Here is a 15,386-nt window from a genome sequence, read left to right on the forward strand (position 1 = left end):
GCTGCAAGAGTCTAAAAGCAAAATTTTGCGCTTTCGATTCGTTTGCCGATTAAAGCAGCAACCTGCTGTTTTCCTGCGCACCTTTCAACGCTAAAGCTGCAAAAAGTGCTCGCGATAGTATGCCAGCTCGGCGACAGATTCGCGAATATCATCCAGCGCCTGATGCGTGCCCGCCTTTTTAAAGCCTGGCAGAATCTCTGGCTTCCAGCGACGCGCCAGCTCTTTTAAGGTGCTGACGTCCAGATAGCGATAGTGGAAATAGGCTTCCAGCTCCGGCATATACTTGAAAAGGAAACGGCGATCCTGACCAATGCTGTTGCCGCAAATCGGCGAGCTGTTGGCGGGCACCCACTGCTTGAGAAATTCAATCGTCGCCAGTTCGGCGCGGCGATCGTCGAATTCGCTGGCCTTCACGCGCTCGACCAGCCCGCTGGCGGTATGGGTGCGTACGTTCCACTCATCCATCAGCGCCAGCTGCGCGTCGGACTGATGCACCGCCATCACCGGCCCTTCCGCCAGGATATTTAAATTCGCGTCGGTCACCAGCGTGGCTATCTCAATAATGCGGTCGCGCTCCGGATCCAGCCCGGTCATCTCCAGATCGATCCAAATCAGATTATTTTCATTTCCTGTTGCCATGCTGTTTCCCGCCGTAGCCGTAGTCGTCATCAATAGTGAATAAGGTGTATCATAGACGTTTTGCCCAGCCGGGCGAAGTCTGGCGAAAGCCTGAGAGGATGCGTGAGCAAAAATAAACTGTCGAAAGGTCAACAACGTCGCGTCAGCGCTAACCATCAGCGTCGTCTGAACCAGCGCGAAGCGCCGGAAGCTGACGATAATCTGTTTGGTGAAGCGGCGGAAGGCGTAGTGATCAGCCGCTTCGGCATGCACGCAGACGTTGAAGACCGCGAGGGCGAGGTGCATCGCTGCAACCTGCGCCGCACTATTCGTTCGCTGGTTACCGGCGACCGCGTCGTCTGGCGTCCGGCGCTTGGCGGCGGCAAAGGCATTGTCGAAGCGGTCCATGAGCGTAGCAGCGTGCTGACGCGCCCCGATTACTACGACGGGCTGAAGCCTATCGCCGCTAATATCGATCAGATCATTATCGTTTCGGCGATTTTGCCCGAGCTGTCGCTCAATATCATCGACCGCTATCTGGTGGCGAGCGAAACCCTGGGCATCGAACCGCTGCTGGTGCTGAACAAGACCGATCTGCTGGATGACGAGGCGCGCGCGTTCGTTGATGAGCAGATGGATATCTATCGCCGTATCGGCTATCGCGTGCTGATGGTCTCCAGCCATGCGAAAGCGGGCCTGGCGGAGCTGGAAGCCGCCCTGACCGATAGGATCAGCATTTTTGCCGGACAGTCCGGCGTCGGTAAGTCGAGCCTGCTGAACGCCCTGCTCGGCCTTGACGCGGCGGCGGCCACCGCCATTGTCACCAATGATGTTTCCGACGTTTCCGGTCTGGGTCAGCACACGACCACCGCGTCGCGCCTGTACCACTTCCCTCACGGCGGCGATGTGATCGATTCGCCGGGAGTGCGCGAGTTTGGCTTATGGCATCTCGAACCGGAACAAATTACGCGCGGATTTGTCGAATTCCGTGAATTTCTCGGCAGTTGTAAATTCCGCGACTGTAAGCATGGCAGCGATCCCGGCTGCGCCATCCGCGCCGCCGTCGAAGCGGGCCAGATAGACATTTCGCGCTTCGACAACTATCACCGTATTCTGGAGAGCATGGCGCAGGTTAAAACGCGCAAAAATTTCTCCTCCAGCGAGTGATAATCGCTTCTTATCACGGCATTGACCCTGCATCGCCTTTATAACGAGAGGGATCACGGGGGAAATTCGCCATCTGACCGGGGCGCTGATATGATTCGCCCCCTTTTGATTGACGCGAAACAAAGCCAGGAGGCTAAGGTGTTTGATCGTGTAAAACTCGGCCTGAATCATGTACTGCCGAAAAAATGGTTAACAGAACTTGCGGGTTGGGGTGCCAGCCGTCGTGGCGGCTGGTTGACCAAACTGGTGATTGATATCTTCGTCTGGTTCTACAAGGTGGATATGTCGGAAGCCCGTAAGTCCGATACCGCCAGCTATCGCACCTTCAACGACTTCTTTGTTCGTCCGCTGAAGGACGACGCGCGTCCGGTCGATCCCGACGCGAATCTGATCGTGCTGCCTGCCGATGGTGCCATCAGCCAGCTGGGCCGCATTGAAGGCGACCAGATTTTCCAGGCGAAAGGCCACCATTATACGCTGGATGCGCTGCTGGCCGGTCAGGAAGAGATGGCGGCGCAGTTCCGCGACGGCCATTTCGTCACCACCTACCTTGCGCCACGCGACTACCACCGCGTGCATATGCCGTGTAACGGTATTTTACGCGAGATGATCTACGTACCGGGCGATCTCTACTCGGTGAACCCGCTGACGGCGCGCAATATTCCGAACCTGTTTGCGCGCAACGAACGCGTTATCTGCTATTTCGATACCGATATCGGGCCGATGGTGCAGATTCTTGTGGGCGCCACCATCGTCGGCAGCATCGAAACCAGCTGGGCTGGCACCGTTACGCCGCCGCGTGAAGGGGTGATTAAACGCTGGCACTATCCGGCCGCGGAGAGTGAAGGCGCAATTGTGCTGCTGAAAGGCCAGGAGATGGGGCGCTTTAAGCTGGGCTCCACCGTTATCAATCTGTTCGCGCCGGGACGCGTCAAGCTGGCGGAGAGTCTGGAAGCCGAAAGCAAAACCCGTCTTGGCCAGCCGCTGGCGATGGCGCTGCCGCAGACCGACCCCGTCGACGTTATCGCCGACTAACCGCTGAGAGTGTTTTTGCTGTGCGATCGTTTCTCATCCTGGTGCTGAGCCTCTGGCTCAGCACCTCAGCGCTGGCGGCCACTGTGCCGGATGCCAGCCAAATCAAACAGGCGCTGGACGAAGCGAAAGCGGCAAAAAACACGCCTGCGCAGGCGGAACAGGTGCAGTCCCTTGAAGCCGCCCTCAATTATCTTTCCGAACGCGATGAGTCGCTGGAGCGCGCAAAGCAGTATCAGCAGGTCATTGATGATTTTCCCCGCCTCGCGCGCGAACTGCGCCAGCAGATCGCCTCAATAGACGACAACAGCAAAAGCGTACGCAGCAGCATGAGCAGCGCCCAGCTCGATCAGGAGATCCTGCAGGTCAGCAGTCAGCTGCTGGAGGAAGGTCGTCAGGCGCAGCAGGAGCAGGATCGCGCCCGCGAGATCAGCGATTCCCTTTCGCAGCTTCCGCAGCAGCAAACCGAGGCGCGCCGGGCGATGACCGAAAGCGATCGCCGTCTGCAGAACGGAACCACCGCCGCTTCGCCGCAGACGCAGGCGCAGCTCTGGGCGCGCCAGGCGGAAAACGCGGTGAATAAAGCGCGCGTTGACGAGCTGGAGCTGGCGCAGCTCTCTGCCAACAACCGTCAGGAGCTGGCGCGCATGCGCGCCGATCTTCATCAGCGCAAGGCGACACAGCTCGATAATTACTTACAGGCTCTGCGCAACCAGCTCAATGAACAGCGACAGCGTGAAGCGGAACTGGCGCTGGCGCGTACCGAGCAGCTGGCGGAAAACAGCGGCGACCTGCCGCCCGTTATCAGCAAACAGTTTCACATCAACCGCGAACTCTCCGGCGCCCTGAACGAGCAGGCGCAGCGCATGGATCTGGTCGCCTCCCAGCAGCGGCTGGCGACCAATCAGATTATCCAGGTCCGTCAGGCGCTGGGCACGTTGCGCGAACAGTCGCAGTGGCTCGGCGCGTCGAATCTGCTCGGCGAAGCGCTGCGCGCGCAGGTGGCGCGCCTGCCTGAGATGCCTAAATCGCAGCAGATTGATAATGAGATGGCACAGCTGCGCGTACATCGCCTGCACTACGAAGATCTGCTGCAAATGCAGGATACGCTGCGCAAGGAGCATCAGCCCGACGGACAGCCTTTTACCGCGGAACAGCGCCGTATTCTGGATGCGCAGTTAAAAACCCAGCGCGAGCTGCTTAACTCGCTGATTTCCGGTTGCGATACGCTGATTCTGGAGATCACCAAACTCAAGGTCGCCAATACCCAGCTGCAGGATGCGCTGACCGATGTGAAAGACGCCACCCATCGCTATCTTTTCTGGACGGCGGATATCACGCCCATCGGCCTCAATTATCCGGTTGAAGTGGCGCACGATCTGACGCGTCTGCTGTCGCTCAACACCCTGGGGCAGCTCGGCAAAGCGCTGGCGATGATGGTTACCAGCCGCGAGACCGTCCTGCCGCTGCTCGGCGCGGTGCTGCTGGTCGGCTTTAGCATCAGAACACGACGTCACTTCAACGCCTTCCTGGCGCGCTCGGCGAGCAAGGTGGGCAAAGTGACACAGGATCGCTTCCGCCTGACGGTGCGTACCGTTTTCTGGTCGATTCTGGTGGCGCTGCCGCTGCCGGTGTTATGGGCCGCGCTCGGCTATGGGCTGCAGCACGCCTGGCCCTACCCGATAGCGGTGGCCTTCGGCGACGGCATTACGGCGACGCTGCCGCTACTGTGGGCCTTTATGATCAGCGCGGCGTTCGCCCGTCCAAACGGCCTGTTTGTGGTGCATTTTCGCTGGCCGCAAACCCGCGTAGCGCGCGCGACCCGTTACTACACGCTGACCATCGGTCTGATTGTGCCGCTGATTATGCTGCTGATCGCCTTCGCCAATATGGAAGATCGCCAGTTTTCCGCTTCGCTCGGCCGGCTCTGTTTTATCTTGATCTGCGGCGCGTTGTCGATCGTCACCGTCAGCCTGAAACGCGCCGGTATCCCGCTCTATCTGGATAAAGAGGGCAACGGCGATAACCTGGTGAACCGCGTCTTATGGAACCTGATGATCGCTATTCCGCTGGCGGCCGCCCTCGCCTCGGCGATCGGCTATCTGGCAACCGCGCAGGCGCTGCTGGCGCGGCTGGAAACCTCTGTCGCCATCTGGTTCCTGCTGCTGGTGATCTACCACATCATCCGTCGCTGGATGCTGATTCAGCGCCGCCGCATCGCCTTTGACCGCGCGCGTCAGCGCCGGGCCGACATGCTGGCGAACCGCGCGCGTCACGAAGATGAGAAAGACTCGGCCGCGCAGAACGGCGAGGTCGAGGTAGATGAGCCGATTATCGACCTCGACGCCATCAGCGCACAGTCGCTGCGGCTGGTGCGCTCTATCCTGACCCTGATTGCGCTGGTGTCGGTGATTGTGCTCTGGTCGGAGATTCACTCCGCGTTCGGCTTCCTTGAGAACATTCGCCTGTGGGACGTCAGCACCACGGTGCAGGGCGTTGAGAGCATTCAGCCTATTACGTTAGGCTCGGTGCTGATTGCGATTCTGGTGCTGATTATCACCACGCAGCTGGTGCGCAATATGCCGGCACTGCTGGAGCTGGCGCTGCTGCAGCACCTTAATCTGACGCCGGGTACCGGATACGCCATTACCACCCTGACCAAGTATGTGCTGATGCTGGTCGGCGGCCTGATTGGCTTCTCAATGCTCGGCATCGAATGGTCGAAGCTGCAGTGGCTGGTCGCCGCGCTCGGTGTGGGACTCGGTTTTGGCCTGCAGGAGATTTTCGCCAACTTTATCTCCGGCCTGATTATTCTGTTTGAAAAGCCGATTCGTATTGGCGACACCGTGACTATCCGCGATCTTACCGGCAGCATTACGCGCATCAATACGCGCGCCACCACCATTATCGACTGGGACCGTAAAGAGATCATTGTTCCGAACAAAGCCTTTATCACCGAACAGTTCGTTAACTGGTCGCTCTCCGACTCGGTAACGCGCGTGGTGTTGACGATTCCTGCGCCCGCGCATGTGGACAGCGAAGAGGTGACAACGGTGCTGAGGCAGGCGTGCGAGCGCTGTAGTTATGTGCTGGATGTGCCAGCGCCGGATGTCTTCCTGGTTGATTTGCAGCAGGGCATCCAGCTGTTTGAGCTGCGTATCCACGCTGCGGAGATGGGCCACCGTATGCCGCTGCGCCATGAGCTGCACCAGCTGATCCTGAAAGGCTTTGCCGAACACGGCATCGAAATGCCCTTCCCGCCTTTCCAGGTGCGTATGGAGACGCTGGGCAAAAAGTCGTCCGCCAGCAACGGTTCGCCGTCATCACGTACGTTTAAGTCAGGCGGTCTTTAGCTGAAACGCCGCGCTATGTCATAACCACGCGCAGTCGTTCTTCCCGATAAACAGAGGCCCGCGAATGCGGGCCTCGTCAGCAGAGAAAGCGTGCTACAGCGGCGCGTTTACTGCTTCACAAACTCTTCGCCCTGCGCGATATCTTTTCTCAACGTCTCCAGCATGCCGTTTAACGCCTGCTGTTCAAACTCGCTGAGCGAGCCGATGGCGCGTCGCTCCGCAATACCCTTTTTGCCCAACAGCAGCGGCTGCGAGAAGAAGCGGGCATACTCGCCATCCCCTTCGACATAGGCGCACTCGACGATGTTCGCCTCACCCTGTAGCGCGCGTACCAGCGATAAGCCGAAGCGTGCTGCCGCCTGGCCCATCGACAGCGTCGCGGAACCGCCACCCGCTTTCGCCTCGACCACTTCCGTACCCGCATTCTGAATACGCTTCGTCAGGCTGGCGACCTCTTCGTCACTGAAGCTCACCCCTTTCACCTGTGACAGCAGAGGCAGGATAGTGACGCCGGAGTGACCGCCAATCACCGGCACCTCAACCTCATTCGGCTGCTTGCCTTTCAGTTCGGCGACAAAGGTATTCGCGCGGATAATATCCAGCGTTGTGACGCCGAACAGACGATTTTTGTCGTATACCCCATGCTTTTTCAGCACGTCAGCAGCGATCGCCACCGTGGTGTTAACCGGGTTGGTAATAATACCGATAAGCGCTTCAGGGGCGGTTTGCGCCACCTGCTCGATAAGGTTACGCACAATCCCTGCGTTGACGTTAAACAGATCGGCGCGATCCATGCCCGGCTTACGCGCTACGCCCGCCGAGATGAGGATAACGTCCGCGCCATGCAGCGCAGGCGTCGCGTCTTCGCCGCTAAAGCCCTGGATTTTGACGGCGGTAGGAATATGGCTGAGATCCACCGCCACGCCAGGCGTTACCGGCGCGATATCATAGAGCGTGAGTTCGGAACCCGCAGGAAGCTGGGTTTTTAACAGAAGGGCGAGCGCCTGACCGATTCCGCCAGCAGCGCCAAGAACGGCAACTTTCATTCTGTACTCCTTATTAAGGTGGGGCAGAGTAGAGCCGAATTTCCATCTGTGTCCAGACCTGAATCAACTTCTCAGACGATGACAAACCCACTGTTAATTATGCGTGCCGCAGCACTTAATCTTATGGGCTGCTACTTTGTCAGCACAACGCGCCTGAATGACCGACAACGATGTCGATAGCAGATAGAGCACGGCCGTGATAGCTATGCATTCAGTACACCTCAATTGTATAACAATTCCGCAACCTTCGCTTACCACACCCGTACCGTTTTTGGTCTGCGCAGAAAATTTTGTTATCATGAGCGCCCGCAATACGCGGCGCCTGCCTGCTTCATCGACCAATTGCATAAAAATTCATTCATATGCATAATAATTTATCTGCCGTCGGCGGGCGTTCGGCATTTTTCTTTACTGGTAGCTTATGCGAAACCCATCAAAACAAGACGAATTGATCAAAGCGTTTAAAGCCTTATTGAAACAAGAGAAATTCAGTTCTCAAGGCGAGATTGTGCAGGCGCTGCAGGAAGAAGGCTTCGACAATATCAATCAGTCGAAGGTCTCTCGTATGCTGACTAAATTCGGCGCGGTGCGCACGCGCAACGCCAAGATGGAGATGGTTTACTGTCTGCCTGCGGAACTTGGCGTGCCGACAACCACCAGCCCGTTAAAAAACCTGGTGCTGGATATCGACTATAACGATGCGCTGATCGTGATTCGCACCAGCCCTGGCGCAGCGCAGCTGATTGCCCGCCTGCTTGACTCACTGGGCAAAGCGGAAGGTATTCTCGGCACTATCGCTGGTGACGACACGATTTTTATAACGCCAGCGCGCGCTTTTACCGTCAGGAAACTGCATAGCGCCCTTCTGACGGTGTTTGAACAGGAACTTTAATGGTTATACGCGACCGGCAATCCGCGCTGCTGGTCGCGCCTCCCGCGCGATAAAACCCCTTTATTCCCTGCTAATTCCGCTAGTTGCCTTATTAAATTTCGCTGCTGTTGCCGCTGCTAACGTTGGTCATACCTTTTGGCCCGCTTAACCTTTTGCGCTATTTTACGCTGCTTTACACTACGCAATTAGCGACAATACCCAGATCCAAATCAATAACCAGCCACTTTCACCACCCCTTTTCGCACAAAAAGATAAAGTCACTTACCATTTTGTTTTTAAAAGCATTTAAGGGGCAATGGTCACTTTTTATCCATTTTTTATAACTTTAAAGAATAAAAATGAGTCATAAGGATAAAGAATAACAACGAAACATTATTAGGCAGGTATTAATTTCAGACGTTATTAGTTCTATACTTCTTTTCGTGACGCAAATCACACCAAACAAAAAGACAAAAACAGACGACGAGGAAATATATATGAACGTTAAAACTACTATCGCAACCCTGAGTATTCTATCAGCACTGTCATTTGGCGCATTTGCAGCAGAATCTGTTAACTCGCAGCAGGCGCAAAATCTGCAGTCTATCGGTTCAGTAAGCGTAAGCGGCGTAGCCGGTTCTCCTGCGCAAATCAATGACGAACTCAATGCGAAAGCAGAGCAGCAGGGTGCCAGCGCGTACCGTGTTATCGAGGCCTATAACAATGGCAACTACCACGCTACTGCCGAGCTTTATAAATAAGTTCGTTAACCAGACAACGTTGTAACGGCGGCCTTATTGAAGCGCACATTGCGCATCGGGTGCCTAATCGATGAATTCAGGAGAGTAGACCATGAAAACCAAATCCATTATCGCCTTAGCAAGTTTGACTGCCGTACTGTCGTTCGGCGCCAGCGCAGCCAGCCTGGTATCAAATCAACAGGCCGAAACGCTGCAGCCGCTGAACCAGACCATCAGCATCAGCGGCCATGACGGCGACCAGACCAATATTCGCCAGGCCCTTTCTCAGAAAGCCGATGCGCAGGGCGCCAGCCACTACCGCATCATCGAGAATAACCAGGACGATACCTATCACGTCACGGCTGAGCTTTATAAATAATTAACCGATCGGGCGCCCATGCGACGCCTGGCTATATCGACGACCCGCATACTTATGCCAACCGCAGGTTGTTGATTGTAATGAGGAGATAAATTATGAAAATCAAAACAACCATCGCAACTGTTAGCCTGCTTTCCGTAATCGCATTTGGCGCTCAGGCAGCGCAGCTGATTACCGGCGATCAGGCCCAGAATATGCAGCCTGCGGGAACAGTGACCATCAGTGGTACAGCCGGCTCGCCGATGGATTATCGCGCGCAGCTTTCTCAGAAAGCCGATGAACAAGGCGCCAGCGCCTATAAAGTGATCGAAGCGCGCACCGGCGACAGCTACCACTTCACTGCCGAACTTTATAAGTAATTCCTCGTCAACTACTGACGAACCCCTTGGCCCCGCTTGTCGGGGCCCTTTTTGTCGGGTTACTTAATATTAAAGCGGAGCTGGCCTTCCAGCTCCTCTTCCGCCTCGTCAAAGAGCAGTATCAGCGCGCCATAGCGCCGCTTCTGCCCCTTTCCAAGATGAATAAATTCAACTTCCAGCGGCATCGGCAGTTCATTGCCGGTGAGCACGTCCCATAACGCGTCCAGATCGCTGATGCGGTGCGCATTCAGAGCGAAGCGCTCGCTAAACTGACGAAAAAAATGCGACTGGTCGACAATCTCGTTAAAGTCGAAACGCTCGGTTTTCATAGTGAAGGCTCCTGTCCTTCCTTACCGGGCGGCCGGAGCCGCCCGCGCGTTAACTTTCGCTCAGGCCGCCGATATGCAGCGCTTTGACTTCCAGATACTCCTCCAGACCAAGCACTGAACCTTCTCGTCCCAGCCCCGACTCTTTGACGCCGCCAAACGGCGCCAGCTCGGTCGATACCGCGCACTCGTTGATGCCAATCATGCCGCTTTCCAGCGCGGCCGAAACGCGGAAAACGCGCTGCAGGTTTTGGGTATAGAAATAAGCCGCCAGTCCGAATTCGGTGTCGTTGGCGCGGCGAATAACCTCCGCCTCATCGCTAAAACGAAAACAGGCCGCTACCGGTCCGAATGTCTCTTCCTGCGCCAGCTTCATCTCTTCGTGCGCGTCAGCGATGACCGTCGGCTGCCAGAAGTTGCCGCCCAGCGCATGGCGCTCGCCGCCGGTAACGATCCGGCCGCCTTTGGCTTTCGCGTCTTTAACGTGCTCTTCCACTTTATCCACGGCGGAAGCCTCAATCAGCGGGCCTACTACCACGCCCTCTTCTACCCCGTTGCCCACCTTCAGCTTTTTCACTTCTTCAGCCAGCTGATTTACGAATCGATCGTAAACGGCGTCATGAATATAGAAGCGGTTAACGCTGACACAGACCTGACCGGCATTGCGGAATTTATTGGCGATAGCGCCCTTCACCGCCGCGTCAATATCCGCATCTTCAAAAACGATATAGGGCGCGTTGCCGCCCAGCTCCATCGATACTTTTTTCATCGTCTCGGCGGCGTTGCGCACCAGCGTCTTGCCAACCTGGGTCGATCCGGTGAAGGAAATTTTCCGTACCGCCTTGCTCGCCATAATCGCATCGCTGATCGCGTGCGTATCGCCAGCCACCGCGTTAAGCACGCCATCCGGCACGCCTGCCTTCTTCGCCAGCGCCAGCAGCGCAAAGGCGCTCAGCGGGGTGTTGTTAGCGGGTTTGATAATGCCGGTGCAGCCCGCTGCCAGCGCCGGGCCGAGTTTGCGCGTTAACATCGCCATAGGAAAATTCCATGGCGTAATCGCGGCCACTACGCCAATCGGCTCGCGCGTCGCCAGAATGCGCGAGCCAGGTTTGGCTGGCGGAATAATTTCACCGTTAGCGCGCTTCGCCTGTTCGGCAAACCACTGAATAAAGCTGGCGGCGTATTCCACTTCGCCTTCCGCCTCTTTGAGCGGCTTACCCTGTTCGGCGGTCATCAACTGCGCCAGCCAGGCTTTGTTCTCGATCATCAGCTGATACCAGCGATAGAGGATTTCCGAGCGCGCTTTGGCTGTCTGCGCGCGCCAGGCGGGAAAGGCGCGTTCGGCTGCGGCGATCGCCTGTTCGGTTTCGGCTTTTCCCGCTTTCGCAACGGCGGCCAACACCTCGCCCGTAGCCGGATTTAACACATCAAAGGTAGCTGCGGTGCGGCGCCACTCGCCGTCGGCCAGATAGCCGGTCTGAAAAAGCTCGCTGTCGTGCAGTGTGGTCGTCATAGGTTCGCTCCTGTCAGTTCTTTTCCTGTCAGAAAAGTATAGATGGCAAAAGCAGGCGTTTTAGTGAAGGCGTGGCATTGAGAAGGCCGCTGCGGCAGGCAGCGGCCAGATTCAGATTTGGATGAGGGTGTTCTGATATTTGCTCAGCATATCGGCGAGACGCTTCACCGGCTCGGTGACGCTAAGCGGCGCATCATACTGCACCAGCTTCTGCTGGTAGACGTCAAATTCTGCCAGCAGCTGTTCGAAATAGTGTCGACGCTTCTCATCGCTGCGCGCCGAAACCACGCGATCTGCCGTGTAGCGCAGCTGGCGGTGAAAGGCCGACAGATCGGCATTGACCGGCACAGCCGCATTGCGCAGCCGCTGGTGGCCGATAATCAGCGTCAGCGCGATGCGATATTTATCGATATCGCCAGGGAACAGGTTCAGCAACATAAACAGCTGCTGATAAAGCGCAGGCAGATGGTTTTCGCGGCGGCGCGCCTGGTTGGTCGTCATCGCCGAAACCGCCGCATACATAAAGCGATTAAGCAGCTTGCGTCCGGTACGCGCTTTCGATTTGTCGCGGATCAGCAGGATCACCATCATCGCCACGAAGCAGCCGATTACCTGCCCCAGCACGCTGTCGAGAAAAGCGTTGAACTGGAATTTCATCGGGTTATCGAGCACCAGCACGTTAAGAGTGCCGATCAGCGCGCCGAGGGTGCCGATCTGGCGACGCTGTACGAAGATACCGCCAATAAAACCGAGCAGGCCGATGGCGATACAGAGCAGCAGCGCGCTCTGCTGCGTATTCGGCAGCACAACGATAAAATAGAGCGCGCCGAGTGGCACCGCTACGGTCATGCCGTAGAGAAAGTCTTTCGCCATCATCAGCGGATTGGGCACGCGCATCGCCAGCGCGGTGATCACCGCCAGCATTACCATGCAGCCGCTGCCGGATGTCCAGCCGGTATAGAGCCAGAACAGTGAGCCGAGCGCAGTGGCGACAAAGGTGCGGATGCCGTTAATCATCGCATGGTGCGTTTCAGCGGAACGCGCCTGGATCACTACTTCGCGCTCAAGAATACTCTCTTCCAGCGCAGTAATGCGGCTGTTGCTTTTAATGCCCTTCAGCAGCAGCAAATATTCCGTCGCCGCGCCGACCCAGCTGGCCAGCGTCACGGGCGCTTTGCCGTCGCTGCTGGCACCGATGACCCGTCGCATGACCTTCATGCGCCTGTGCACGTCGGCGACGTTTTCCACATCCTTTTCTATCAGCAGGCGATACTGAGGCGGAATATATTCCGGACGGGCGTTCTGGATCAGAAAGGTTTCCGCCGCCTGGGTAATCATAGTCAGCGAAAGCGTGTTGAGCATTTGCAGGCGGCGATTAGCATTTTGCCAGCGCGAGGACTCCATCATCAGCTGGCCGCGCATGGTACCGAGCGCCGAGGTGCGGCGCACCAGCGCGCTCCACGCCTTGTCGACTTCCTCTTTATCCTCATGCGCGACGCAGAGCTGCAGCAGGCGGTAATGCGCTACCAGCAGCGAATCGACCTCATTGTCGATCACCTTTTTAATGGAGCGCGGCGAGAAGATCATATCAGCCAGGATGGCGCAGAGGATGCCGAGCACAATCTCGCTACAGCGCTCTACCGCAAACTGCGGCGCCAGCGTCAGCCCGCCGCTGGCGTCTGAGGTCACGACGATAATCAGCGCGGTATAGCCCGCCAGGCCCAGCGCGTAGGAGTTTTCGACCTTGATCAGCGAGGAGAGCCAGACGCAGACTCCCGCCCAGAGACAGCAGAGCAGCAGCATGACCACTGGCGCGCGCACCGTGGCGATCATGATGGTCAGCGCAGCGATACAGCCAATAAAGGTGCCAATAATACGCAAAATGCCGCGGTAGCGCAGCGCGCCAGAATAGGGATCGCCGCCGGCGACGAAAGCGGTGCCGCCGGCAACGATGCCGGCGGTCATCACCGCCCAGCGGGGCGTTTCAAGGTTGAGATGAAAGCCGATCAGCAGCGCCGCTACCAGCGCGAAGGTCAGCTTGACCGGGAAACGCAGGAACTCGATCATATCGGCCCCGCTTAACCAAACTCACGCAGGCGATTAAAGAGACGCGCCATTGGCGAAGTCTGCGTATCGGCGCGGTCGTTTTGCCCGGTGATCACTACCGTTGCGGTGGTGCCCGCCGGGAAGCGGTTGCCAGGCTGCTGATCGAGACGGATGCGCACCGGCACACGCTGCGCCAGTCGTACCCACTCCAGATTAGAGTCCACTGTCGCCATGCCTTTGCTGTCCACCGAGCTGCTGCTGTTGGTTACGCCAGCCGCGACGCTGTCAACGGTGCCGCGCAGCACCACATTGCTGCCGAGCGGCGTCACTTCCGCACGATAGCCAGGCTCGACGCCGTGCAGCTTGGTCTCTTCAAGATAGGCCAGCACATAGAAGGAGTGCTGTTGCACCAGCGCCACCGCGACCGAACCGCGCGTAATGAATTCGCCCTCATAGACGTTGAGGTTGGTCACCCAGCCATCGGACGGCGCAGTGATGGCGGTTCGATCCAGATCGATTTTCGCCAGGTCGCGCGTGGCGATCGATTTCGCCAGCTGATGCTCCGTGGTTTGCAGATCGTTGTTCGCCTGGTCGATCGCTTCACGCGACATCGCCGAGGTGCCCAGCTGGTTGCGGCGCGCCGCTTCACGACGTTTTTCGCTTACCAGCGCCTGATAATACTCGACGTCAGCCTGCGCCTGATCCAGTGCTTTTTGATAACGCGGACGATCCACCACAAACAGGGTGTCGCCCTTTTTCACCAGCTGGTTGTCATGTACAGGCACGTCAGTGATCAGGCCGGTCACATCCGGCGAGATAGCCACGACATCCGCAGCGAATTTAGCGTCACGCGTCCACGGCGACTCGGTATAAAACACCCAGGCGCGGAAGATGATAACCACAGCGATGATGACCAGCAGGATAGTAATCGCGTAACGCGCGATTTTTCTTATTAGCGATTTCACTTAAACCTCAGATGAATAGACGGGATACCAGGTAAAACACACAGCAATAGAGCGCCGTGTTAAAAAGCGCCGGATGCCAGACAAGATCGTAAATCCCGCTTGGCGTCAGCAGGCGTTTCACTAACCAGAACAGCATTAGCGAGACGATTAATTCAATGAAAATGGGCGGGAAAGAGAGCCCAAATACGACAAAAACCGGAAGCACACTCATCAGGGATCCTTAGTACGACCTTGCCGGGATGATCCTTAGCCTGCCGGGCTGCAAGCCGCAACGAGTTGGTGGCGGATGGCAGCATCCGAACCACTGCTGAGTAAATAATAGCGTATCATCGGGCAGCAACAGACGTTTTACAGCAGGCTGGCTTAACCCTTCCCGGGCAAAAGCGAATCACCGGGAAATACCCGGGCGCGCATATAGTAACGCGCCTGACTATACGTTTTCTACAGATTGTGAGCTAAATCACTTTTTAATCAGAGTAAACAATGGAACGACTGAAGGGCATGTCCATTTTCGCCAAAGTGGTTGAATTAGGTTCTTTTACCGCCGCCGCGCGCCAGCTTCACCTCAGCGTTTCGTCTATCAGTCAGATTGTGGCGAAACTGGAAGATGAGCTACAGATTAAGCTGCTTAACCGCAGCACGCGCAGTATCGGCCTGACCGAGGCGGGGAAAATTTACTATCAGGGCTGCCGCCGTATGCTGGCTGAAGCCTCGCAGGTGCATGAGCAGCTCTACGCGTTCAATAACTCGCCGATTGGCACGCTGCGTATCGGCAGCTCCTCGACGATGGCGCAAAACGTTCTCGCGGAGATGACCAGCAATATGCTGCGTGAGTATCCCGGTCTGAGCGTGAACCTGGTTGCAGGCATCCCGGCGCCGGATCTGATCGCCGACGGGCTGGACCTGGTTATCCGCGTCGGCGCGCTGAAAGACTCCAGCCTGTTTTCTCGCCGTCTCGGCGCGATGCCGAT

The 15,386-nt window shown here is 57.0% G+C and carries 15 protein-coding genes; 8 read left to right on the top strand and 7 right to left on the bottom strand.

The features are described from left to right. Positions 1-90: 90 nt before the first annotated feature. Positions 91-639 (bottom strand): oligoribonuclease, encoded by a 549-nt coding sequence (gene orn / locus B3797_RS02355; RefSeq protein WP_033754827.1) that lies wholly within the window; start codon positions 637-639, stop codon positions 91-93. 102 nt (positions 640-741) lie between these two features. Here orn and rsgA point away from each other — a divergent pair, with 102 nt between their 5' ends. The 3 genes from rsgA to mscM all read left to right on the top strand — a co-directional run bounded on the left by rsgA (position 742) and on the right by mscM (position 6,170). After that, a complete protein-coding gene (rsgA, locus tag B3797_RS02360; protein WP_311790266.1) occupies positions 742-1,785 on the top strand; it encodes a small ribosomal subunit biogenesis GTPase RsgA in 1,044 nt (347 codons plus the stop codon). Between the two features lie 138 nt (positions 1,786-1,923). Continuing rightward, positions 1,924-2,820, top strand: coding sequence for an archaetidylserine decarboxylase (asd, locus tag B3797_RS02365; protein WP_120455044.1), 897 nt, complete (start codon positions 1,924-1,926; stop codon positions 2,818-2,820). 20 nt (positions 2,821-2,840) lie between these two features. After that, positions 2,841-6,170: a miniconductance mechanosensitive channel MscM gene (mscM, locus tag B3797_RS02370; protein ID WP_311790267.1), complete on the top strand. Its 3,330-nt coding sequence runs from the start codon at positions 2,841-2,843 to the stop codon at positions 6,168-6,170. 107 nt (positions 6,171-6,277) lie between these two features. Here the strand turns inward: mscM and mdh are convergent, their stop codons facing one another. Next, positions 6,278-7,216 (bottom strand): malate dehydrogenase, encoded by a 939-nt coding sequence (gene mdh, locus B3797_RS02375; protein WP_311784492.1) that lies wholly within the window; start codon positions 7,214-7,216, stop codon positions 6,278-6,280. Positions 7,217-7,637: 421 nt separating this feature from the next. Here mdh and argR point away from each other — a divergent pair, with 421 nt between their 5' ends. From argR to yhcN (B3797_RS02395), 4 genes are all read left to right on the top strand, one after another. Next, positions 7,638-8,108 carry a transcriptional regulator ArgR gene (gene argR, locus B3797_RS02380; protein WP_103794479.1) on the top strand — a complete coding sequence of 157 codons (471 nt, stop codon included), beginning with the start codon at positions 7,638-7,640 and terminating at the stop codon, positions 8,106-8,108. 476 nt (positions 8,109-8,584) lie between these two features. After that, positions 8,585-8,848: a peroxide/acid stress response protein YhcN gene (gene yhcN, locus B3797_RS02385; protein ID WP_120455050.1), complete on the top strand. Its 264-nt coding sequence runs from the start codon at positions 8,585-8,587 to the stop codon at positions 8,846-8,848. Between the two features lie 91 nt (positions 8,849-8,939). Next, a complete protein-coding gene (locus B3797_RS02390) occupies positions 8,940-9,206 on the top strand; it encodes a YdgH/BhsA/McbA-like domain containing protein (RefSeq protein ID WP_120455051.1) in 267 nt (88 codons plus the stop codon). A gap of 95 nt (positions 9,207-9,301) precedes the next feature. Beyond that, entirely contained in the window at positions 9,302-9,565 is a 264-nt protein-coding gene (gene yhcN, locus B3797_RS02395) for a peroxide/acid stress response protein YhcN (protein ID WP_033754807.1), read from the top strand. 59 nt (positions 9,566-9,624) lie between these two features. Here yhcN (B3797_RS02395) and B3797_RS02400 read toward each other — a convergent pair whose 3' ends face one another. From B3797_RS02400 to aaeX, 5 genes are all read right to left on the bottom strand, one after another. Beyond that, complete coding sequence (locus B3797_RS02400; protein WP_311784491.1) at positions 9,625-9,894, bottom strand: barstar family protein; 270 nt, start codon at positions 9,892-9,894, stop codon at positions 9,625-9,627. A gap of 49 nt (positions 9,895-9,943) precedes the next feature. Further along, the gene (locus tag B3797_RS02405) at positions 9,944-11,404 is read right to left on the bottom strand and encodes an NAD-dependent succinate-semialdehyde dehydrogenase (protein WP_311790268.1); all 1,461 of its coding nucleotides are present in this window, start codon (positions 11,402-11,404) and stop codon (positions 9,944-9,946) included. A gap of 111 nt (positions 11,405-11,515) precedes the next feature. Beyond that, a complete protein-coding gene (aaeB, locus tag B3797_RS02410) occupies positions 11,516-13,471 on the bottom strand; it encodes a p-hydroxybenzoic acid efflux pump subunit AaeB (protein ID WP_311784489.1) in 1,956 nt (651 codons plus the stop codon). Between the two features lie 11 nt (positions 13,472-13,482). Beyond that, positions 13,483-14,415, bottom strand: a complete 933-nt coding sequence (gene aaeA, locus B3797_RS02415) for a p-hydroxybenzoic acid efflux pump subunit AaeA (protein ID WP_120455060.1) — start codon at positions 14,413-14,415, stop codon at positions 13,483-13,485. Between the two features lie 7 nt (positions 14,416-14,422). After that, positions 14,423-14,626, bottom strand: a complete 204-nt coding sequence (gene aaeX, locus B3797_RS02420; RefSeq protein ID WP_123802514.1) for a p-hydroxybenzoic acid efflux pump operon protein AaeX — start codon at positions 14,624-14,626, stop codon at positions 14,423-14,425. 272 nt (positions 14,627-14,898) lie between these two features. On the opposite strand from aaeX, the gene B3797_RS02425 reads away from it, so the two are divergent. Next, a partial coding sequence (locus tag B3797_RS02425) for a LysR family transcriptional regulator (protein WP_311790269.1) occupies positions 14,899-15,386 on the top strand: 488 nt, incomplete at its 3' end.

Source organism: Pantoea sp. UBA5923 (genome assembly GCF_002431095.1).
GTDB lineage: Bacteria > Pseudomonadota > Gammaproteobacteria > Enterobacterales > Enterobacteriaceae > Pantoea > Pantoea piersonii.

Excerpts from the sequence above, each read along its gene's own strand:
- aaeX (WP_123802514.1), bottom strand. The coding sequence starts at position 14,626 with ATGAGTGTGCTTCCGGTTTTTGTCGTATTTGGGCTCTCTTTCCCGCCC.
- yhcN (WP_033754807.1), top strand. The coding sequence starts at position 9,302 with ATGAAAATCAAAACAACCATCGCAACTGTTAGCCTGCTTTCCGTAATC.
- B3797_RS02400 (WP_311784491.1), bottom strand. The coding sequence starts at position 9,894 with ATGAAAACCGAGCGTTTCGACTTTAACGAGATTGTCGACCAGTCGCAT.
- argR (WP_103794479.1), top strand. The coding sequence starts at position 7,638 with ATGCGAAACCCATCAAAACAAGACGAATTGATCAAAGCGTTTAAAGCC.
- yhcN (WP_120455050.1), top strand. The coding sequence starts at position 8,585 with ATGAACGTTAAAACTACTATCGCAACCCTGAGTATTCTATCAGCACTG.
- B3797_RS02405 (WP_311790268.1), bottom strand. The coding sequence starts at position 11,404 with ATGACGACCACACTGCACGACAGCGAGCTTTTTCAGACCGGCTATCTG.
- B3797_RS02390 (WP_120455051.1), top strand. The coding sequence starts at position 8,940 with ATGAAAACCAAATCCATTATCGCCTTAGCAAGTTTGACTGCCGTACTG.
- orn (WP_033754827.1), bottom strand. The coding sequence starts at position 639 with ATGGCAACAGGAAATGAAAATAATCTGATTTGGATCGATCTGGAGATG.
- mdh (WP_311784492.1), bottom strand. The coding sequence starts at position 7,216 with ATGAAAGTTGCCGTTCTTGGCGCTGCTGGCGGAATCGGTCAGGCGCTC.
- aaeB (WP_311784489.1), bottom strand. The coding sequence starts at position 13,471 with ATGATCGAGTTCCTGCGTTTCCCGGTCAAGCTGACCTTCGCGCTGGTA.